At 65.5% G+C, this 20,510-nt stretch carries 16 protein-coding genes, 1 tRNA gene and 1 pseudogene; 10 read left to right on the forward strand and 8 right to left on the reverse strand.

All coding sequences use genetic code 11. The features are described 5' to 3' along the window. The first annotated feature begins 70 nt into the window (after positions 1–70). From ABZD10_RS03650 to ABZD10_RS03685, 8 genes and pseudogenes are all read left to right on the forward strand, one after another. Positions 71–147 (forward strand) — tRNA-Arg (locus ABZD10_RS03650). 593 nt (positions 148–740) lie between these two features. Continuing rightward, on the forward strand, positions 741–1,325 hold the full coding sequence (locus tag ABZD10_RS03655) for an ANTAR domain-containing response regulator (RefSeq protein WP_372884762.1): 585 nt from the start codon (positions 741–743) through the stop codon (positions 1,323–1,325). Then, positions 1,322–2,488, forward strand: coding sequence for an ABC transporter substrate-binding protein (locus ABZD10_RS03660; protein WP_372884747.1), 1,167 nt, complete (start codon positions 1,322–1,324; stop codon positions 2,486–2,488). The genes ABZD10_RS03655 and ABZD10_RS03660 overlap by 4 nt, the downstream gene beginning before the upstream one ends. 264 nt (positions 2,489–2,752) lie before the next feature. Continuing rightward, positions 2,753–4,120 (forward strand): CmpA/NrtA family ABC transporter substrate-binding protein, encoded by a 1,368-nt coding sequence (locus ABZD10_RS03665; RefSeq protein WP_372884748.1) that lies wholly within the window; start codon positions 2,753–2,755, stop codon positions 4,118–4,120. A gap of 64 nt (positions 4,121–4,184) precedes the next feature. Next, entirely contained in the window at positions 4,185–5,261 is a 1,077-nt protein-coding gene (locus tag ABZD10_RS03670) for an ABC transporter permease (RefSeq protein WP_372884749.1), read from the forward strand. Positions 5,262–5,271: 10 nt separating this feature from the next. After that, positions 5,272–6,948, forward strand: coding sequence for an ABC transporter ATP-binding protein (locus ABZD10_RS03675; RefSeq protein WP_372884750.1), 1,677 nt, complete (start codon positions 5,272–5,274; stop codon positions 6,946–6,948). Between the two features lie 5 nt (positions 6,949–6,953). Continuing rightward, positions 6,954–8,273 (forward strand): annotated as a pseudogene (locus ABZD10_RS03680) (NAD(P)/FAD-dependent oxidoreductase); the annotation flags it as partial. 23 nt (positions 8,274–8,296) lie between these two features. Next, entirely contained in the window at positions 8,297–10,936 is a 2,640-nt protein-coding gene (locus ABZD10_RS03685; protein WP_372884751.1) for a molybdopterin-dependent oxidoreductase, read from the forward strand. A 76-nt stretch (positions 10,937–11,012) separates the two neighbouring features. Here the strand turns inward: ABZD10_RS03685 and ABZD10_RS03690 are convergent, their stop codons facing one another. Beyond that, a complete protein-coding gene (locus tag ABZD10_RS03690) occupies positions 11,013–11,636 on the reverse strand; it encodes a hypothetical protein (RefSeq protein ID WP_372884752.1) in 624 nt (207 codons plus the stop codon). Between the two features lie 422 nt (positions 11,637–12,058). Between ABZD10_RS03690 and ABZD10_RS03695 the strand changes: the two genes are divergently transcribed. Beyond that, positions 12,059–12,976: a hypothetical protein gene (locus ABZD10_RS03695; protein ID WP_372884753.1), complete on the forward strand. Its 918-nt coding sequence runs from the start codon at positions 12,059–12,061 to the stop codon at positions 12,974–12,976. A gap of 9 nt (positions 12,977–12,985) precedes the next feature. Here ABZD10_RS03695 and ABZD10_RS03700 read toward each other — a convergent pair whose 3' ends face one another. From ABZD10_RS03700 to guaA, 7 genes are all read right to left on the reverse strand, one after another. Beyond that, complete coding sequence (locus tag ABZD10_RS03700; protein WP_372884754.1) at positions 12,986–13,603, reverse strand: TetR/AcrR family transcriptional regulator; 618 nt, start codon at positions 13,601–13,603, stop codon at positions 12,986–12,988. Beyond that, positions 13,596–14,465, reverse strand: a complete 870-nt coding sequence (ppk2, locus tag ABZD10_RS03705; protein WP_372884755.1) for a polyphosphate kinase 2 — start codon at positions 14,463–14,465, stop codon at positions 13,596–13,598. Before ppk2 ends, ABZD10_RS03700 begins: the two co-directional genes overlap by 8 nt. Before the next feature lie 74 nt (positions 14,466–14,539). Then, positions 14,540–15,463 carry a homoserine O-succinyltransferase gene (gene metA, locus ABZD10_RS03710; protein ID WP_372884756.1) on the reverse strand — a complete coding sequence of 308 codons (924 nt, stop codon included), beginning with the start codon at positions 15,461–15,463 and terminating at the stop codon, positions 14,540–14,542. A 46-nt stretch (positions 15,464–15,509) separates the two neighbouring features. Beyond that, the gene (locus ABZD10_RS03715; protein WP_372884757.1) at positions 15,510–16,367 is read right to left on the reverse strand and encodes an ATPase; all 858 of its coding nucleotides are present in this window, start codon (positions 16,365–16,367) and stop codon (positions 15,510–15,512) included. Positions 16,368–16,427: 60 nt separating this feature from the next. Continuing rightward, positions 16,428–17,339, reverse strand: coding sequence for a DMT family transporter (locus ABZD10_RS03720; protein ID WP_372884758.1), 912 nt, complete (start codon positions 17,337–17,339; stop codon positions 16,428–16,430). After that, positions 17,336–17,689, reverse strand: a complete 354-nt coding sequence (locus ABZD10_RS03725) for a hypothetical protein (protein WP_372884759.1) — start codon at positions 17,687–17,689, stop codon at positions 17,336–17,338. Before ABZD10_RS03725 ends, ABZD10_RS03720 begins: the two co-directional genes overlap by 4 nt. A gap of 102 nt (positions 17,690–17,791) precedes the next feature. Continuing rightward, positions 17,792–19,351 (reverse strand): glutamine-hydrolyzing GMP synthase, encoded by a 1,560-nt coding sequence (gene guaA / locus ABZD10_RS03730; RefSeq protein WP_372884760.1) that lies wholly within the window; start codon positions 19,349–19,351, stop codon positions 17,792–17,794. A 206-nt stretch (positions 19,352–19,557) separates the two neighbouring features. On the opposite strand from guaA, the gene ABZD10_RS03735 reads away from it, so the two are divergent. After that, on the forward strand, positions 19,558–20,510 hold a 953-nt coding region (locus ABZD10_RS03735; protein ID WP_372884761.1), incomplete at its 3' end, for a trimethylamine methyltransferase family protein.

A 20,510-nucleotide genomic window follows, 5' to 3' on the forward strand; every position in this document is an offset into this window, starting at 1 on the left:
GATCTCCTGCGACGGGTAGAGGCCGACGATGGCCGTTTGATCGGAGAGCGGCGGCTATATCGCGGGCAACGCACCTGTAGCTCAGCTGGATAGAGCGCTGCCCTCCGAAGGCAGAGGCCAGAGGTTCGAATCCTCTCAGGTGCGCCAAATCTTCCTGCATCCTTGGCCTGCTGCCACCGCCCTTTCGGCCGCGAGCCCTGTTCTGTGCGGATGCCCCCATCACGACTTTCCACCCTGTTCCGGCGCCGCCGTCCGGGGGGCGTTCCTGTCGCGCCCAGCCTTGGTCCGGCGGTGAAAAATTGGGCACTTGCACCCTGGATTGCCGATCTTGTGGTCACTTGCCGGTGAACTTGCCTTGTTATCCAAACCCTCATTGATGCCCCGCGACATTCATGCTGCCTTGCCGAGGCGGCATCGCGCGGCAGGCCCGGATTCTGCCGGCAATGTGGAACAGGTCGCAGGTGTGAAATGGGGTTTTCGCAACTAGGGCAGATCGGCGCGACCATTGGTGACGCAGGGGGGCGCACCGCTCGGGTCGGGGCCGCGGGGCTGAGACCCGTGCCAAGGGGCCGCTCGCGGCCGCCATTGCCTGTTTGCGTCACCCGCCTATGTCCTGAGAAGCGGAACACCGATGCGTTCCGGGCCAAGCCAAAGTGACTGCCGAGGGCCGAGCCGTGGCCGATTTCGACGAGAAGACAGGTGATGCGATGACTAAAGGAACCGAGGGCAACCGCGAGCCCATGGCCGAGGCCCTGACGATCGTGGTGGTCGAGGAAGACCGCGACCGGGCCATGGCGATCGTCGATGCGCTGAAGGACGCCTCGGACTGCGATGTCTTCGTGATCGGCAATTCCAGTGGCCTGGCCCGCAAGATCGCCGCCCACAGGCCCGATGTGGTGCTGATCGACATCGACAACCCGACCCGCGACGTGATGGAAGAGCTGACCCTGGCCTCGGGGCCGCTGGAACGGCCGGTGGCGATGTTCGTCTCGGGGGCGGCCGGGGGGCTGGCTCAGGCCGCCATCGAGGCGGGGGTTTCCGCCTATGTCGTCGACGGGCTGTCGCCGGGGCGGATCAAGCCGGTGCTCGACACCGCGATTGCCCGCTTCGGGGTCTTGCGCCAGATGCGCAGCGAACTGGCCGAGACCCGCCGTGCGCTCGAGGAACGCAAGGTCATCGACCGCGCCAAGGGGCTGTTGATGAAGGCCAAGGGGCTGGACGAAAGCGCCGCCTATGCGCTGTTGCGCAAGACCGCCATGGATCAGGGGCGCAGGGTCGCAGACGTCGCCGAGGCGCTGGTCACGGCAGCGGGGCTGCTGGGATGAGAACGGTCACCATCCCCGTCGCCTTCATGCCGCTGGTCGATGCGGCGCCGCTGATCGTCACCCAGGACATGGGCTTTGCCGAGGCCGAGGGCATCGCCCTCGAGCTGATCCCGGCGCCTTCCTGGTCCAGCCTGCGCGACATGCTGGCCTTTGGCCGCGTCGATGCCGCCCATATGCTGTCGCCGCTGCCGATCGCCATGGCGATGGGGCTTGGCGGTGTCACCACGGCCCTGTCGGCGGTTTCGGTGCTGTCGGTCAACGGCAATGTCATCGGCGTCGGCAGGCAGCTGGAACAGCAGTTGCGGGCCGAAGGCTTCGGCTTTGACTTTGCCGACCCGCTGGCCGCCGCTGCCGCCCTGGCCAAGGTCCGCCGCCGCCCGATTGTCTTCGGGGTGCCGTTTCCGTTTTCCATGCATGTGGCGCTGCTGCGCTACTGGGCCGGGGCCTCGGCGCTGGGGGCGGGCAGCATCACCCTGCGCACCGTGCCGCCGCCGCTGATGGCCAGCGCCCTGGCTGCCGGAGATGTCGATGCCTTCTGCGTCGGCGAACCCTGGGGCTCTTTCGCGGTCGAGCAGGACGCCGGGGCGCTGCTGCTGCCGGGCAACGCGATCTGGAGTTTCGCGCCGGAAAAAGTGCTGGCGACCCGCAGCAACTGGGCCGAGTCCGAGCCCGAGCTGCTGGCCCGCCTGATGCGTGCGGTCTGGCGGGCGGGACGGTGGCTGGGCGATGCGAAGGCGCGCGCCACCGCCAGCGATCTGCTGTCGCGCAAGGCCTATCTCGACGTGCCCGCCGAACTGATCGAGCGCGCGCTTCTCGGCCACCTGACCGCATCGGGGCAGGGGGAATTGCGGGTGGTCGAGCGGTTTCTCGAGTTTCACGACGGCGCGGCCAACTTTCCATGGCGCAGCCAGGCGCGCTGGATCGCGCGGCAGTTGCAGGGCCTCTATGGCGGCGGCGATCATGACCGCGACGCGGTGGCCGGCGTGTTCCGCGCCGATCTCTACCGGCAGCATCTTGGCAGCCTTGACGGCAACCTGCCCGGCGCGTCGGAAAAGGTCGAGGGCGCGATTGCCCATGCGATGCCGGTGGCCTCGGCCGGGGGTGGGCTGACTCTTCTGCCGAACCAGTTCTTCGATGGCCGCATTTTTGACCCATTGGGGTAGCTCTGCTGAAAAAAAAGGCAAATTCCACGCATTGTTAATGGAATTGGCCGGATTTCCGGTTTTCTGTTGAATGCTCGCTGCGTCGCAGCATACTCGGAGCTGCATCCACAACGGGGTGGATCGCACCGATTTCCTTCCCAAAGATTGGGACGTTCTGAGCAAGGTCGCTCGCTTTCCGCTGGTTTTCCCGGCGGTCAGTGATCGGCCTTTTTTGTTTTGCCTGGTCCCGGCCAACGCGGACCAGAAGTCGCGAAAGGATCAACAATGAAACGCTTGCTACTGGGACTTGCCGCCTCTACCGCCATGTTCAGCCCGGCCTTTGCCGAGCTGCTCGATCTTGAAAAGGACGAGCTGACTTTCGGCTTCATCAAGCTGACCGACATGGCGCCCCTGGCCGTGGCCTACGAGCAGGGCTATTTCCTTGACGAGGGGCTGTTCGTCACCCTCGAGGCCCAGGCCAACTGGAAGGTGTTGCTTGACGGCGTCATCGACGGCCAGCTTGACGGCGCGCACATGCTGGCCGGTCAGCCGCTGGCCGCCACCATCGGTTACGGCACCGAGGCCCATATCGTCACCCCCTTCTCGATGGATCTCAACGGCAACGGCATCACGGTGTCGAACGATGTCTGGGAAAAGATGCTGCCGCATATCCCCAAGATGGAAGACGGCCGCCCGCAGCACCCGGTCTCGGCCGAGGCGCTGGTGCCGGTGATCGAAGAGTTCAACGCCAAGGGCGAGGCCTTCAACATGGGCATGGTGTTCCCGGTCTCGACCCACAATTACGAATTGCGCTATTGGCTGGCGGCCGGCGGCATCAACCCCGGTTACTACAGCCCGGAAAACATCTCGGGTCAGATCGACGCCGATGTCTTCCTTTCGGTGACCCCGCCGCCGCAGATGCCGGCGACCCTCGAGGCGGGCACGATCCACGGCTATTGCGTCGGTGAACCCTGGAACCAGCAGGCGGTCTTCAAGGGCATCGGGGTGCCGGTGATCACCGACTACCAGCTGTGGAAGAACAACCCCGAGAAGGTCTTTGGCATCACCAACGACTTTGCGGAACAGAACCCCAATACCACCAAGGCCGTGGTCCGCGCCCTGATCCGCGCCGCCATGTGGCTGGACGAGAACGACAACGCCAACCGGCCCGAGGCGGTCCAGATCCTGAGCCGTCCGGAATATGTCGGTGCCGATTATGACGTGATCGCCAACTCGATGACCGGCTTCTTCGAATTCGAGAAGGGCGACAAGCGCGACATTCCCGACTTCAACGTGTTCTTCCGCTACAACGCCACCTATCCCTATTACTCCGACGCCATCTGGTACCTGACCCAGATGCGCCGCTGGGGCCAGATCGCCGAACCCAAGAGCGATGCCTGGTACAAGGATGTCGCGGCCTCGGTCTACCGCCCCGACATCTACCTCGAAGCGGCCCGTTCGCTGGTTGATGACGGGCTGGCGAACGAAGCCGATTTCCCCTGGGACAGCGATGGTTTCAAGGCCCCGACGCCGGCCGCCGACATCATCGACGGCATCGCCTATGACGGCCGCGCGCCCAACGCCTATCTCGAAAGCCTGCCGATCGGGCTGAAGGGTGAACAGGTCGTCGTCGGCGACGCGGTTCAGGGCTGATGTGCCACGGGTGCGGGCGGTCCTCACCGCCCGCATCCATCGCAATGCACCAGGAGACAGAACGATGAGCACCGCAGACCCGAATTTCGAACTCGACGCCGCCCGCGAAGCCCGCCGCGAGCGTCTTTTCACCAGAATCAACGCCGCCGACAAATGGTTTCAGATCATCGGGGTTGCCTGGCTGACCCCGATCCTGAAAGCCCTTGCCGGCGACAACCCCAAGGCGCAGTTCGGCGACATCTGGCGGCTCTTGGGCGTGCCGCTGCTGGCGATCGTCGGCTTCCTTGCCCTCTGGGCCGCGCTGGCGCCCACCGTGCAGACCTCGCTCGGGGCGATCCCCGGGCCGGCGCAGGTCTGGGAGGAGACCGTGAACCTGCACGAGGACGCCCGGGCCAAGGCCGCCAGCCGGGCCAGGTTCGAAACCCAGCTGGAGCAGCTGAACGAGCGCCGGGCCGCGCAGGGCAAGGAGCCCGTCATGCGCGCCTATACCGGCGCCCCGAGCTATTACAGCCAGATCTGGACCTCGATCAAAACCGTGTTCTTCGGCTTCCTGATCGCCAGCCTGGTGGCGATACCGCTGGGCATTGCCGCCGGTCTGTCGCCGACCGCCAACGCGGCGCTGAACCCGGTGATCCAGATCTTCAAGCCGGTGTCGCCGCTGGCCTGGCTGCCGATCGTGACCATGGTGGTCTCGGCGGTCTATACCTCGTCGGACGGCTGGTTCGCCAAGAGCTTCCTGACCTCGGCGATCACGGTGACCCTGTGTTCGCTGTGGCCGACGCTGATCAATACCGCGCTCGGTGTGTCGAGCATCGACAAGGATCTGGTCAACGTCTCCAAGGTGCTGAAGATGAACACCTGGACCAAGATCACCAAGCTGGTCCTGCCCTCGGCGCTGCCGCTGATCTTCACCGGCCTGCGGCTCAGCCTCGGGGTCGGCTGGATGGTCTTGATCGCGGCCGAGATGCTGGCCCAGAACCCGGGCCTCGGCAAATTCGTCTGGGACGAATTCCAGAACGGCAGTTCCTCGTCGCTGGCCAAGATCATGGTGGCGGTGCTGACCATCGGCATCATCGGCTTCCTGCTCGACCGGGTGATGTATGCGCTGCAATCGCTCTTTACCTTCACCAACAACCGCTGAGGGGGCCGGGATGAGCATTCTCAAACTCGAAGGCGTCAGCCAGAGCTTTGGCAGCGGCATCCACGCCGCCCATGTGCTGAAGAACATCGACCTCGAGGTGCAGGAGGGCGAGTTCCTCGTCCTTCTCGGCTTCTCGGGCACCGGCAAGACGACGCTGATCAACCTGATGGCCGGGCTGGAACGCCCCTCCAGCGGCACCGCGACCTTCAAGGGCGCGCCGATCCGCGAGCCGAGCCCGGAACGCGGCGTGATCTTCCAGAGCTATTCGCTGATGCCCTGGCTGACGGTGAACGGCAATGTGCGCCTTGCGGTGGACACGGTCTTCCCCAACCTTTCGGCGGCGGAAAAGGACGAGAAGGTCGCCCATTACGTCGATATGGTGGGGCTGAGCCATGCCGCGACCCGGCGCCCGGCGGAACTGTCGGGCGGGATGCGGCAGCGGGTGAACGTGGCCCGTGCGCTGGCGATGAACCCCGAGATGCTGCTTCTGGACGAGCCGCTGTCGGCGCTTGATGCGCTGACCCGGGCCAATCTCGCGGATGAGATCGAGCGGATCTGGGAGGCCGACAAGAAAACCTGCGTGCTGATCACCAATGACGTCGACGAGGCGATCATCCTCGCCGACCGGATCATCGCGCTGAACCCGGACGGCACCCTTGGGCGCGAGTTCAAGGTCTCGATCCCGCGCCCGCGCGACCGGGCGGCGATGAACACCGACGCCGCCTTCAAGGCCCTGCGCGCCGAGGTCACCGGCTATCTGATGGAGGTCGGCATCGAGGCCAAGGTCGAGGGCACGCGGCTGTTGCCCGACGTGACCCCGATCCACGGCCTGCCGAGCGCCGTCGCCGAGGCGCGCAAGGGCGCGATCCGGCACCGCTATCTCGACTTCAGCCAGCTGCACAAGGTCTATCCGACCCCCAAGGGGCCGCTGACCGTGGTCGAGGATTTCGATCTCAAGGTCGAGCGTGGCGAGTTCATTTCGCTGATCGGCCATTCCGGATGCGGCAAATCCACCGTGCTGACCATGGCGGCGGGGCTGAACGAGATCTCCAAGGGGGCGATCGTTCTCGACGGCACCCATGTCGCCGGCGCCGACCCGGAACGGGCGGTGGTGTTCCAGTCGCCGAACCTCTTTCCGTGGCTCAGCGCCAAGGAAAACGTCGCCATCGGCGTCGACAAGGTCTATCCGCGCGCCAGCCAGGCCGAGCGCCAGGACGTGGTGGAATACTATCTTGAACGGGTGGGGCTGGCCGATGCCATGGACAAGCCGGCCACCGACATGTCGAACGGCATGCAGCAGCGGGTCGGAATCGCCCGTGCCTTTGCCCTCTCGCCCAAGCTGTTGCTGCTCGACGAACCCTTCGGGATGCTCGACAGCCTGACCCGCTGGGAGCTTCAGGAAGTGCTGATGGAGGTCTGGTCGCGCACCAAGGTCACCGCGATCTGCGTCACTCATGACGTGGACGAGGCGATCCTGCTGGCCGACCGCGTGGTGATGATGACCAACGGGCCGCAGGCGACCATCGGCAAGATCGTCGATGTCGACCTGCCGCGCCCGCGCACCCGCAAGGCGCTGCTCCAGCATCCGGACTACTACCGCTACCGGCAGGAGGTGCTGGATTTCCTCGAGGAATACGAACATGGCGCCAAGCCGAAACCGAAACCCTTGAAGGCGGCTGCAGAGTGAAAGAGATGAAGCGGAAACTGGTCGTGATCGGCGCCGGCATGGCGTCGGGGCGGCTGATCGAACATCTGGTGGCCGAGGCGCCCGGCGCCTTCGACATCACCCTGTTCAACGCCGAGCCGCGCGGCACCTACAACCGGATCATGCTGTCGCCGGTGCTGGCGGGCGACAAGACCTATGCCGAGATCGTCACCCACGATGACGCCTGGTATGCCGCGCAGGGTGTGACCTGCCGCTTTGGCGAGCATGTGGTCGCCATCGACCGGGCGGCGAAAACCGTCCACGGTCAGAACGGGCCGGTGGCCTATGACAAGCTGGTCATCGCCACCGGCTCGGCCCCCTTCATCATCCCGGTGCAGGGCAAGGATCTGCCCGGCGTCGTCACCTACCGCGACCTCGACGACACCAATGCGATGATCGCGGCGGCGGCCAAGGGCGGCAAGGCGGTGGTCATCGGCGGCGGGCTTCTGGGGCTGGAGGCGGCGGCGGGCCTCGCCGAACGCGGCATGGAGGTCACCGTTCTGCACCTGATGGGGCATCTGATGGAACGTCAGCTCGACGAGGCGGCGGGCGCGCTGTTGCGCCGCGACCTCGAAAGCCGCGGGCTGAAGATCATGACCCGCGCCTCGACCGCCGCGATCCTTGGCACCGACAGGGTCGAGGGTGTCCTGCTCGAGGACAATACCGGGCTCGAGGCCGACCTCGTGGTGATGGCGGTGGGCATCCGCCCCGAGACCCGTCTGGCCACCGATGCGCGGCTCGAGGTGGCGCGCGGGATCGAGGTCAACGCGCGGATGCAGAGCCTGACCGACCCCGATGTCTACGCGGTGGGCGAATGCGTCGAATTCGAGGGCCATCTCTTCGGTCTCGTGGCCCCGCTCTACGATCAGGCGCGGGTGCTGGCGCAAAGCCTGATCGGCGAGGATGCGTCTTTCGTCGTCAGGGACACCGCGACCAAGCTGAAGGTCACCGGCTGCGATCTGTTCAGCGCCGGTGATTTCGCCGCCAGCGAGGGCCGCGAGGATATCGTCCTGCGCGATCCGGCGCGGGGGGTCTACAAGCGGCTGGTTCTCGAAGGCGACCGGCTTGTCGGCGCGGTGATGTACGGCGACACGGCCGACGGCAACTGGTTCTTCCAGCTGATCAAGGACGGCACGAACATCGAGGCGATGCGCGAGACATTGATTTTCGGGCCGGACATGCAGGGGGGCGACCCCGAAGACCCTTTCCCGGCCGTTGCAGTCTTGGCGCCTGAGGCGGCGCAATCGGGTTGCGACGGTCTTTCCCGGTCATCATCCATCGTGCCGAATGCGAACAACGGCGCGACACAGGCAAGCCGGAGGGCGGCAGTATGAAGGCAAGGGACGTGAAGGAAACGCGCTCTACCTGCGCCTATTGCGGGGTCGGTTGCGGGGTGCTGCTCAGCCCCGATGGCAAGGGCGGTCTGGCAGTGCGGGGCGATCCCGAGCACCCGGCCAATCGCGGACGCCTCTGTTCCAAGGGCAGCGCGCTCGGCGAGACCGTCGGGCTCGAGGATCGGCTGCTGGGGCCGCGCGTCAACGGGCTCGACACCGGCTGGGACGATGCGCTGCAACTGGTGGCCGACCGGTTCGCGCGGACCATATCGCACTATGGGCCCGACAGCGTGGCATTCTATGTCTCGGGGCAGCTCCTGACCGAGGACTATTATGTCGCCAACAAGCTGATGAAGGGGTTCATCGGCTCGGCCAATATCGACACCAACTCGCGGCTCTGCATGGCCTCGTCGGTCGCCGGGCACAAACGCGCCTTTGGCACCGACACGGTGCCGGGCACCTACGAGGATATCGACGAAGCCGATCTCGTGGTGCTGGTCGGCTCCAACCTCGCCTGGTGCCACCCGGTTCTGTATCAGCGGCTTCTGGCCGCGCGCGAGACCCGTGGCACCCGGATCGTCGTCATCGATCCGCGCCGCACCGCCAGTTGCGATCAGGCCGACATGCATCTGGCGCTGGCGCCGGGCAGCGACGTGGCGCTGTTCAACCGCCTGCTGCTGGCAATTCACGACGGCGGCGCCCTCGACCGCGATTACCTGCGGCACGCCGAAGGGCTCGAGGCGGCGATCGCGGCGGCGCGGCAGGATCCGGCCGGGGTGAGCGGGCTCAGCGAAGACGAGATCCGCGCCTTCTGCGGGCTCTGGACCGGCACCGAAAAGGTGGTGACCATCTATTCGCAGGGGGTGAACCAGTCGACCTCGGGCGCCGACAAGGTCAACGCGATCCTGAACTGCCATCTCGCCAGCGGCCGCATCGGCAAGCCCGGCTGCGGGCCGTTCTCGGTCACCGGCCAGCCCAATGCCATGGGCGGGCGCGAGGTCGGCGGGCTGGCCAACATGCTGGCCTGTCACCTCGACCTCGAGAATGCCGAGCACCGGGCGGCGGTCGGGGATTTCTGGCGCGCGCCGCGGCTTCCCGACCGCGCCGGGCTGAAGGCGGTCGACATGTTCCGCGCCGTCGCGGACGGCCGGATCAAGGCGCTGTGGATCATCCACACCAACCCTGCCGTGTCGATGCCCGAGGCCGACGCGGTGCGCGATGCCATCGCGGCCTGTCCGTTCACCGTGGTCAGCGACATCACCGCGCGCAACGACACCGCGCGGCTTGCCGATGTCCTGCTGCCCGCCACCGCCTGGGCCGAGAAAAGCGGCACCGTCACCAATTCGGACCGCACCATCAGCCGCCAGCGCGCGGTGCTGCCCGCTCCGGGCACGGCGCGCCCCGACTGGCAGATCCTGGCCGAGGTCGGTCGGCGCATGGGCTTTGCCGGTGCTTTCGACTATGCCGATGAGGCCGAGATCTTCCGCGAACACGCGGCCCTGTCGGGCATCGCCGGCCGCTTTGGCCGCGATTTCGACATCTCGGGCCTGGCCGGGATCGGCGATCACCAGTATCGCGACCTCGCGCCGCAGAGATGGCCGGTGTCCGGGAGCCGGCAGGGCGGACGGTTCTTTGCCGACGGGCAGTTCTTTCACCGCGACGGCAAGGCCCGGCTGGTGGCGGTGACCTGGGCGCCGCCGGCCGCCGCCCCGTCGCCGCGTTTCCCGCTGCGCCTGAACACCGGGCGGGTGCGCGACCAGTGGCACACCATGACCCGGACCGCCAAGAGCCCGCGGCTTTCGGCCCATCTTGCCGAACCTTTCCTCGAGATCCACCCCGAGGATGCCGCCCGGCTGGGCGTGGCCGCCGCCGATCTGGTGCGGGCCGAGGCCCCGACCGGGGCCGCCATCCTGCGCGCCCGGATCACCGACGCGGTGCCGCCCGGACAGGTCTTTGCCCCGATCCACTGGACCGCCGAGACCGCCCCCTCGGGGCGCATCGATGCTCTGGTGGCGGCGGCCTGCGATCCGGTTTCGGGTCAGCCCGAAAGCAAGGCCGCCGTGGTTTCGGTACGCCGCTGGGAGGCGGGCTGGTACGGCTTTGCCGTGTCCCGGGGCGAAATGGCGCCGCGCTGCGACTACTGGGCGCTGGCGCGCACCGCTGCCGGCTACCGCGCCGAACTGGCCGGGGCGGTGGCACCGGCCGACTGGGAGGCCGAGGCACGGCGCCTGTTCGACCTGCCCGAGGCCGAGGTCGCATCGGTGATCGACAGCCATCGCGGCAGCGCCCGGATCGCGCTCCGTGACCAGCGGGGGCTGGCGGCGGCCCTGTTCGTGTCGCCGCGTCCGGTCGCGGTGATGCGCGACTATCTCGCCACCCTTCCCGGCGAGCCCGCCGGGGATGTGCTCAGCGGCCGGCCGGCCGCCGATGTGCCCAACCCGGGGCCGATCCTGTGTTCCTGTTTCGGGGTCGGGGTCAACAGCATCGTCTCGGCGATCGAAAGCCGGGCGCTGGTCTCGGTCGAAAGTATCGGCGAAGCCCTGGGGGCAGGGACCAACTGCGGCTCGTGCAAGCCCGAGATCGCCGAGCTGCTGAACACGGTGAGAAAGGCGCGCGGCGACAGCGCCGCGGTCTGATCCTGCGCGGTGCCTGATGCGCCGTCATTGCGGGCTGCCCGGTCTCGGAGATCGGGCAGCCCGGCTCGTCAGGCGGTTACTCGATGTCCCAGCTGAGGATCAGCGAGACCTGACCGGCGCCGGTATTGGTGTCTTCATAGAGCAGCCCGGTGCCGAAACCCTTGCCGAGATCGTAGAGCGCGGCGAGTTCCCAATAGGTTTCGCTGTTGGCATCGCTATGGCCCAGCTCGCCCTCGACGGTGATGCGATCGCTGGCGCCCCAGCTGAACAGCACCGCCTTGTTCAGATCGTCGGTCGCCGGATCCCAGGCCAGCTCGGTGCCGAGCTCGAGCGAGTCACTGGCGGCATAGTAGAGACCGGCGGCCAGTTCGTAGTTCTGATAGCCCGAGTTGTTGAGGTAAAAGCCGGTGGCCCAAAGCGCATAGCTGAGCGAGTCGTTGAGATCGGCGCCATAGCCGGCCGAAAGCTCGAACTCGAAATCATCGACCGGATCGCTGAGCGAGCCCATCCAGGCCTCGGCGTAGAATCCGTTCAGCTCGGCGCCGATATAGGCTTCGAAGGTGTTGCCGCTGTGCGAAAGCTGATCGTCGAAGGTGACGCTGCCCGCCGTGCCGCCGTAGAAGGCAGGCGCGTCGGCCTGCGCGGCAAGGGGCAGAAGGGTCACAAGGGCGGCAAAAACGGCGGTTCTTTGGTGGTTCATCGTATCTTCCTTGGGTGTCGTGAAACGGCTTATGCCTGGGGCGCCACAGAAAACGGTCCGGGGCGCTTTTGGGTGCTGCGGCTTGGCGACCGCAAGAGCCGCTGCGGGTTTAGGCGGGATCTGCGAGCTTAACCATACTAAAACAGTCGGAAATAAACGTCGGTGCCGAATCGTGTTTTTCAGGTCACAACCCTTTTTCGGCACCTGCCGCAAAAGAGCAAGTTCGGACGGGCAGGGAAGGTCGTGAGCCGACCGGATATGCTCAATATTCGACGTCGATGCCTGAAAACCGGGCGCCCGGAAAAGGTTTACTGTTGAAATTTTAACCTGTTTAGGTTTTCTGGAGGGGATCCCAAGACGAAACCGGAGCCGATCTCGACATGCCTTTCGAACGCCCCCTGTGGAGGAGAACGCCGCCGGCGGTGTTTCCGGTCTGCCTGGCGTTGCTTGGTCTTGGCCTCGGCTGGCGCAATGCGGCCGATATTCTGCCGCTGGCGCATGAGATCGGCGATCTGTTCCTTGGCGGCGCCTCGGCGTTTTTCCTATATTTTCTCGCCATGTATCTGTTCAAGGTTCTGGCACGGCCCGGCGTGATCCTGGAAGAGCTGCGCAACCCGCCGGCGCGCGCCGGGCTGGCGGCGGCGGCGATGGCGATGATGCTGCTGGCGGCGGCATTGATTCCGCTGGGCTTCTCGGTGCCGCAGGTGTGGTGGACCGGGGTGGTGATGCAGATCGTCGCCAGCGGGCTGGGCTGCTGGGCGATCTGGACGGATCCGCCGGAAAAACGCCAGTTCACCCCGTTCCAGTATCTGACCTTCGTCGGCCCGGTGGTCGGCCCGGTGGCCGGAATGCAGCTGGGCTATGTCTGGGAAAGCATCGCGCTGATCTATGCGGCGCTGATCGCCTATATGATCATCACCGCCGGGCTTCTGGTCAACCTCAGGCCCCGGTCGATGCCGGTGACGCTGCGCCCGAGCCTGGTGATCTTTCTGGCCCCCAACTGCCTGTTCGGCATCGGTTTCGCCCTGCTTGGGCATGATGCCGGCTTCCTGCTGTTCTACTGGATCGCCACGGTCACGGCGGCCGGCTTCCTGCTGATCGCGCCCTGGATCGTGCGCGGGCCATGGACTCCGACCTGGGCGGCGCTGACCTTCCCGGTCGCGGCCTTCCTGCAGCTTCAGGTCATCGCCCTGTCGCGGGGCATGGGGCTGGTTGCGGAACTGTCGGTCTATGGCGCGCTTCTGGTGGGCACGCCGCTGATCTCGGGGCTGGCCTACAAGTCGCTTCTGACCTGGGTCACCGGCGAACTGGCGGCGAAATCCGGTGCCGTGCGCGCCTGAGCGGGCGGCTCATTCGTCCGGTGCCACCAGACCCAGCCCGCGCAGGTAGACGCCGATGCCGCTTTCCAGCAGGTCCTCGGGCGGAAAGGGGCTTTGACTGCCCGGCGAGTTGCGCGCGAAAAGCTCCACCACCCCGTGGCTCATGGCCCAGATATGGGCCGAGAACATGCTGGCGGGCGGGCGTTTTTCCGGCGGAATATGCTTGGAGAGATCGGCGGCGGCCTTTTCCATCACGCCGCGCGCCCGCGCCGCCACATCGGCCAGTTCGGGCGTGCGGTTGACCGAGATGCCGCTTTCGAACATGGCGATGTAATGGCCGGGATACTTGCGTGCAAAGGCCAGATAGGCGCGCCCGGTCGCCTCGAATGAAGCCAGCGCCGAGGGCTGGCCCTTGTCATAGGCATATTGCATCAGGTCGGCAAAGATCGCATAGCCCTGGCGCGCCGCCTCGGCGATCAAGTCTTCGCGCCCCTCGAAATGACGATAGACCGCCGCCGGCGTCACCCCGGCCTGCTTGGCGGCCTCGGACAGGGTGAAGCCGGTCGGCCCCTTGGCCTCGATCAGCTTCAGCGCCGCCTCGATCAGCGCCTGGCGCAGGTTGCCGTGATGATAGCCGCGCTTACGCATTCCAGATGTCCGGACCGCCGCAGATGCCCGGGTCGGCGGCGGGCAGGTTGCCGGAATCGCGGCGCGCGTAGTCGATCTGCCCGAGCACATGGCGGATTGCCGCCAGCCGTGCCCGCCGCTTGTCGTCCGAGCGGATCACCGTCCAGGGCGCGGCCTCGGAATGGCTGCGCGCAAGGGTTTCGCCGATCGCCCGGGTGTAGGCGTCCCAGCGTTTCAGCCCCTCGACGTCGATCCAGCTCAGTTTCCACTGCTTCAGCGGATCGGATTCGCGGTTGAGAAAGCGGCGCAGCTGTTCGGCGCGCCCGACATTGAGCCAGAATTTGAACAGCAGGATGCCTTCGTCGGCCAGCATCCTTTCGAAGTCATTGACCTGGTTGAAGAAATGCGCCCTCTGATCGTCGGTGCAGAAGTCGAAGACCTTTTCCACCACGCCGCGATTGTACCAGGAGCGGTCGAAGAACACGATTTCGCCACCCGAGGGCAGGTGATCGATATAGCGCTGGAAATACCATTGGCTGCGTTCCGTCTCGCTGGGTTTGGACAGCGCCACCACCCGCGCCCCGCGCGGGTTCAGGTTCTCGCGGAAGCGCTTGATCGTGCCGCCCTTGCCGGCGGCGTCGCGGCCTTCGAAGACGATGGCGACGCGCTGGTTGCTGTCCTTGACCCAGCGTTGCAGCTTTACCAGCTCGCATTGCAGCCCCGCCATGCCGGCCTCATAGGCCTTGCGGTTGAGCCTGTCGGGGTGGGGAAAGCCGCGATCGAGGATTTCGCCCTTTTCGGCAAAGCGGATCGCCTGACGGATCGGCTCGGGCGCCGCGTTCTCGAAATAGTCGCTGATCGCGCCGTCAAAGGGCAGGTCCATGGAACTCCTCCGTTTGCAATCAATATGGGCCGGCTGGGCAGCCAGTGCAATCCGATGCCCAAAGGGCGGCTGTCTCAGCCACCGATCTCGGCGAGGTCATAGGGGGTGGTTTCATAGATCTCGGTGATCCAGTTGCCATAAAGCAGATGCGCGTGGCTGCGCCAGCGGTTCATCGGCTTTCGGCTCGGGTCGTCGTCGGGATAGTAGTTGATCGGCACGTTGATCGGCGTGCCCTCGGCGACGTCGCGGTCATATTCCTGTTTCAGCGTCTCGCTGTCATATTCGAAATGGTTGAAGATATAGAGTGCGCGGTGCCCGGCGTCTTCGACCAGGCAGGGGCCGACCTCGTCGCTGCCGAGCAGGGTTTTCAGCCCCGGCGCGGCGTCGATCTCGGCCTGTTTCATCTCGGTCCAGCGGCTGACCGGGATCACGCAGTCATCCGAGAAGCCGCGCAGGTAATGCGAGGCCGGGTCGCGGTTGACATGGCGGAAACAGCCAAAGGCCTTGCGGTCGAGAATATGTTTCTGCACGCCGTGGAAATAGTTGATCATCGCCATGCCGCCCCAGCACACGCCAAAGGTCGAATGGACATGGCTCTGGGTCCAGTCGAAGACCTCGCGCAGCTCGTCCCAATAGGTCACCTCGTCAAAGGGCAGGTGTTCGATCGGCGCGCCGGTGATGATCAGCCCGTCGAATTTCTCGCCCGAGGCCTTGATCTCGGAAAACGGGCGGTAGAACTCGGCCATGTGCTCGGCCGCCGTGTTGCGGGTCTTGTGCTCGCTCATGCGGATCAGCGACAGTTCGATCTGCAATGCGGTGGCGCCGATCAGCCGCGCGAACTGGTTCTCGGTCTGGATCTTCTTGGGCATCAGGTTCAGCAGACCGATGCGCAGGGGGCGGATGTCCTGCCGGGCTGCCTGCCGCTCCGACATGACCATCACGCCTTCGCGCGAGAGCACGTCAAAGGCAGGCAGGTCGGAGGGCAGTTTGATGGGCATGGACTTGGTCTTTCCGCTATCAGGAGCTTGTGTTTTAGAGCCTGGCTCAGCCGCGCTCAAGGGCGGTGGCGATCAGGTCGTCGAATTGCGCGGTGGTCGAGACGGCGGCGACCTCTTCGGCGGTGACGGTGAGCCCCCATTTCGCCATGCCGGCATAAAGCGGCTGCCGGTGCGCCAGCGCGGCGGCATAGGTCCAGCGCACGAAGGCATCGGGGTCGACCTGCTCTTCGCTCAGGCCGGTCTCGTCAAGGTATTGCTGCCAGCGCGCCAACAGGAATTCCGGCTTGTAATACATCGGCTTGGGCGCCTTGTCGAAACGGCGCGCCAACTCGTCCGCATGGGCGTCCGAGCCCTTGATCCAGACCATCAGCGTGTTTTCAGACAGGGCCTTCAGCACCGGGTCATCGGGGTTGTCCGGGTCGACGACCTCGCAGATCGAGCCGCCGGTGTCGCAGATGAAATGGTCATAGCCATAAAGATCAAGCGCGCGGTCGATGAAATGGCCGGTGTCCAGCAGGGCGGCGATCTCGGCGTCCTGGTGCTGCTGCTGGCGGCGCATGTATTCTTCGAACGACAGCCCGCCACGCTCGGGGTTGCCGGGTTTGCCGAGATAGGTCGACAGGGGCGCGAGGTTGTTGAAGGTGATGTTGGAGCCGATATAGATCGAATCCGTCATCAGCAATTCGCGCAGGAAAGGGTTCTTCATCGCCTCGCGCTTGGCATTGTCGGCGATATGCTCGCCCATATAGCGGGTGCCGATGCGGTAATCGATGGAATAGTGAAACCAGTCACCGCTGGCGCGCAGCAGGTTCGACACATGGGTCTTGCCCAGGCCCGACATGCCGAACAGCAGCACTTTCTTGCGCGGCGCCGCGCGCCAGTCCCTTGCAGAGCGATAGATCATTGTGGGCCCCGTGATTTCCTTGCCGGTTTGGTAGCCGGGGCAGGGCGTGCGGTCAAACGCTTATGCGTCGCGACCGGCAGGGCCGGCATCATGGTCTGCCGGGTTGCGCGCCGGGCGGGCCCCGGTTTCATGCAGGATATTGAGGTAATTCCCGGCAAAGATCACCACCGCCCCCAAGAGCACCCAGAGGTCCAGCGGTTCGCCGTAAAACAGCATGCCGATGATGCCGATCACCGGCAGTCGGACGAAATCGAAGGGCACCACCACCGTCGCCGGCGCGATGCTGAGCGCGGTGGTCAGGCAGTAATGCGCCAGCAGCCCGGCGCAGCCGATCAGTGCAAGCCAGGGGGTGGCCTCGGGACTCGGCAGGGCGACGTCGCCGTCCCAGCCGGCAAACCCCATGCCCAGAACCGCCTGCATGGTGGTGAGGTAGAACAGGATGCAGGTGATGGTCTCGCTGCGGGTCAGGCGCTTGGTCAGCATGATCGAAAAGGCAAAGCCGATGGCCGAAAGCGCGGCGGCGATCACCCCGGCGCTGATCCCGGTGGTGCCGGGGCGGGCGACGATCAGGATGCCGGCAAAGCCGATCACCGCCGCCAGGGCGCGCATGCCCGTCAGCCTTTCGCCGAGCACCAGCGGCGACAGCACCAGCACCCAGAGCGGCGAGGTGAACTCGAGCGCGAAGACCTGGGCCAGCGGGATCATGGTCAGCGCCCAGAACCACAGGTTCTGGCCGGCGAAATGCGCCGCGTTGCGGCACAGGTGCAGCCCCAGCGAGCGCCGGCTGATCTGGCCGAGCCTGCCGGTGGCCGCGGCCACGCTCACGACGATCGCGACGCCGACAAAGCTGCGATACATCATGATCTCGAAAGTATCGAGTTCGCCCGCGACCGCGCGCCCGGCCACCGCCATCGAGGTGAAGGACAGGATCGCGCCGCTCATCCAGAGCGCGGCTTTCAGAGTGTCGCTCATTGCTGCGTCCGGCAACAGCCGGTCAACAGGATCGGGGTCTGGCCGCGCTGTGTCAGGACATGCGCGGCATAGGGCGCCGCTGTGGGCCCGCCGTCGCAGGGCGCTCTGTCGACCAGCAGAATGGCGCTGTCGAAATCGGCGATCAGCGTATAGGCGCGCGGCCAGTCGCGCCCTTCGGCGCGGCTGGACTGCGGCACCTGAAACCGGGTCCGGCGCAGATAGTCGAAACGGGCTTCGCTGGCGCCGAGCGTCAGCGTCCAGTCAGGGTCGGTGCCGCTGCATTTAAGGGGCGGGCCGGCCATCGCCACGCCGCCGGCACAGATGGCCATCATGCTGGTTCTGAATATCATCCTGCGCTCCCCTCGGCGCAGAGTGACAGCAAAGCCGGGGCCTGAAAAGATGAAAATCGCGCAAGAAAAAGGCGCCGCGGTCGGGCGGCGCCTGAAGCGGGGTCATTCCCACTCGATGGTGCCCGGAGGCTTCGAGGTGATGTCATAGGTGCAGCGGTTGATGCCCTTGACCTCGTTGATGATCCGGGTCGCGGTCTCACCGAGGAACTCGTGGCTGAACGGATAGTAATCCGCCGTCATGCCATCGACCGAGGTCACCGCGCGCAGGGCGCAGGCATAGTCATAGGTGCGCCCGTCGCCCATCACGCCGACGGTGCGCACCGGCAGGATGGCAACAAAAGCCTGCCAGATTTCGTCATAGAGCCCGTGTTTGCGGATCTGGTCGATATAGACCGCATCCGCCTCGCGCAGGATGTTCAGCTTTTCGGTGGTGATCTCGCCGGGGCAGCGGATCGCGAGGCCCGGGCCGGGGAAGGGGTGGCGGCCGATGAAGCTTTGCGGCAGGCCCAGCTCGCGGCCCAGCGCGCGAACCTCGTCCTTGAACAATTCGCGCAGCGGCTCGACCAGTTTCAGGCCCATTTTTTCCGGCAGGCCGCCGACGTTGTGGTGCGACTTGATGGTGACCGAAGGCCCGCCCGAGAAGCTGACGCTTTCGATCACATCCGGGTAGAGCGTGCCCTGCGCCAGAAACTCGGCGCCGTCGATGGTGTCGGCATGTTTCTGGAACACGTCGATGAACAGCTTGCCGATGATCTTGCGCTTGGTCTCGGGGTCGGACTGGCCCTCGAGTTCGCCAAGGAACAGCTCGGATTCATCGGCGTGGATGAGCTGGATATTGTAGTTGTCGCGGAACATGCCGACGACTTCCTCGGCCTCGTTCTTGCGCAACAGGCCGTGGTCGACGAAGACGCAGGTCAGCTGGTCGCCGATCGCCTCGTGGATCAGGATCGCGGCGACCGAGGAGTCGACGCCGCCCGACAGGCCGCAGATGACCTTCTTGTCGCCAACCTGTTCGCGAATCTTGGCGATCATCTCGTCGCGATAGGCGCCCATGGTCCAGTCGCCCTTGAAGCCGGCCAGCCTGACGAAGTTTTCATAAAGCTTGGCGCCGTTCGGGGTGTGGTGCACCTCGGGGTGGAACTGCACCGCGTAGAAGTGGCGGCCGGTGTCGGCGGTGATCGCAAAGGGGGCGTTGGGCGAGGTGCCGTAGACCTCGAAGCCCGGCGCGATCTCGCTGACGTGGTCGCCGTGGGACATCCAGACCTGTTCGTCGCCTTCTGCGAACCAGCCGTCGAGAATGTCGAGGCTGTTCTTCGGTGTCACATAGGCGCGGCCGAACTCGGCGGTGCCATGGCCGCTTTCGACCTTGCCTCCCAGCTGCTGCATCATCACCTGCTGACCATAGCAGATGCCGAGGATCGGCACCCCATAGTCGAAAATCTCCTGCGGGGCGCGCGGGCTGTCCTCGCGGGTGACGCTGTCGGGCCCGCCGGAAAAGATGATCGCCCGGGGCGCCATCTCGCGCACCATGTCCATGGTGACGCTCTGGTAGGGGTGGATTTCGCAATAGACGCTCAGTTCGCGCAGGCGGCGCGCGATCAGCTGCGTCACCTGGCTGCCAAAGTCGATGATGAGAAGGCGGTCGTGGGATGTGTCACTCATGCCTGCCGAATAGGCGAGAGCGGGGTCTTGCGCAAGAGACAGAGCGCCCGACGGCCCCGGGGGCGGGCATTTTTTGCCGCGCCCGACCGCGCCGGCGACAAGAATGTCGCTTTTCAACCGCAATGGCCGTTATCATTCGTCGCCCGGTGGCGAAGCCGGTTTAGATCAGGAGCAGCAATGTAACGCCTTTGTGGTGAGGAAAGACCATGTCAGAAGCCAGAGCACGTCGTCGCAGCCGTGGTGGCGGGGGCGCAGCCCGCCGGGCCGAGCGCGGCGCCGTTTCGTTCGAAACCGCCAAGTTCATCCAGCGCAACATCCCGAATTTTGAGGTGCTGAACGAAGAGGCGCTCGAGATCATCGAGTATAACGCCGACACCATCCTCGAAGAGGTCGGGGTGAACTTCGTCGACAACCCGGCGGCGCTTGAGCGCTGGCGCGAGGCCGGCGCCGATGTCACCGGCGAACGGGTGCGCATCCCGCGCGGACTGGCGCGCAAACTGTGCGCGACCGCGCCGTCGACATTCACCCAGCACGCCCGCAACCCCGGGCGTTCGGTCGAGATCGGCGGCAGGAACCTGGTGCTGGCGCCGGTCTACGGCCCGCCCTTCGTGCGCGACATCGCCGGAGGACGGCGCTATGCGACGATGGAGGATTTCAACAAGTTCGTGAAGCTCGCCTATATGTCGAAATGGCTGCACCATTCCGGCGGCACGGTCTGCGAACCCACCGACATTCCGGTCAACAAACGCCATCTCGACATGCTCTTGGCGCATATGACCCTGTCCGACAAACCCTTCATGGGCTCGGTGACCGAGCCCAGCCGAGCCCAGGATTCGGTCGACATGTGCGGCGTCCTGTTCGGCGAAGATTTCGTTCAGAACAACACCGTCATGACCTCGCTGACCAACATCAACTCGCCGATGACCTTCGACGATGTGATGATGGGCTCGCTCGAGGTCTATGCGCAGAACAACCAGGCCTGCATCATCTCGCCCTTCATCGTCGGCGGCGCCATGGCGCCGGTCTCGGTGGCCGGCACGCTGACCCAGGTTCTGGCCGAGGTGCTGGCCGGTGTCGCCTACAACCAGCTGGTGCGCCCCGGTGCCCCGGCGATCTTCGGCGCCTTCGTGTCCTCGATCGACATGAACTCGGGCGCGCC

This window comes from Shimia sp. (assembly GCF_041624275.1).
Taxonomy (GTDB): Bacteria; Pseudomonadota; Alphaproteobacteria; order Rhodobacterales; family Rhodobacteraceae; genus Shimia.

Bases quoted from the DNA above. Each gene is read 5' to 3' on its own strand.
- ABZD10_RS03655 (WP_372884762.1), top strand. From the start codon at position 741: ATGGCCGAGGCCCTGACGATCGTGGTGGTCGAGGAAGACCGCGACCGG.
- ABZD10_RS03660 (WP_372884747.1), top strand. From the start codon at position 1,322: ATGAGAACGGTCACCATCCCCGTCGCCTTCATGCCGCTGGTCGATGCG.
- ABZD10_RS03665 (WP_372884748.1), top strand. From the start codon at position 2,753: ATGAAACGCTTGCTACTGGGACTTGCCGCCTCTACCGCCATGTTCAGC.
- ABZD10_RS03670 (WP_372884749.1), top strand. From the start codon at position 4,185: ATGAGCACCGCAGACCCGAATTTCGAACTCGACGCCGCCCGCGAAGCC.
- ABZD10_RS03675 (WP_372884750.1), top strand. From the start codon at position 5,272: ATGAGCATTCTCAAACTCGAAGGCGTCAGCCAGAGCTTTGGCAGCGGC.
- ABZD10_RS03685 (WP_372884751.1), top strand. From the start codon at position 8,297: ATGAAGGCAAGGGACGTGAAGGAAACGCGCTCTACCTGCGCCTATTGC.
- ABZD10_RS03690 (WP_372884752.1), bottom strand. From the start codon at position 11,636: ATGAACCACCAAAGAACCGCCGTTTTTGCCGCCCTTGTGACCCTTCTG.
- ABZD10_RS03700 (WP_372884754.1), bottom strand. From the start codon at position 13,603: ATGCGTAAGCGCGGCTATCATCACGGCAACCTGCGCCAGGCGCTGATC.
- ppk2 (WP_372884755.1), bottom strand. From the start codon at position 14,465: ATGGACCTGCCCTTTGACGGCGCGATCAGCGACTATTTCGAGAACGCG.
- metA (WP_372884756.1), bottom strand. From the start codon at position 15,463: ATGCCCATCAAACTGCCCTCCGACCTGCCTGCCTTTGACGTGCTCTCG.
- ABZD10_RS03715 (WP_372884757.1), bottom strand. From the start codon at position 16,367: ATGATCTATCGCTCTGCAAGGGACTGGCGCGCGGCGCCGCGCAAGAAA.
- ABZD10_RS03720 (WP_372884758.1), bottom strand. From the start codon at position 17,339: ATGAGCGACACTCTGAAAGCCGCGCTCTGGATGAGCGGCGCGATCCTG.
- ABZD10_RS03725 (WP_372884759.1), bottom strand. From the start codon at position 17,689: ATGATATTCAGAACCAGCATGATGGCCATCTGTGCCGGCGGCGTGGCG.
- guaA (WP_372884760.1), bottom strand. From the start codon at position 19,351: ATGAGTGACACATCCCACGACCGCCTTCTCATCATCGACTTTGGCAGC.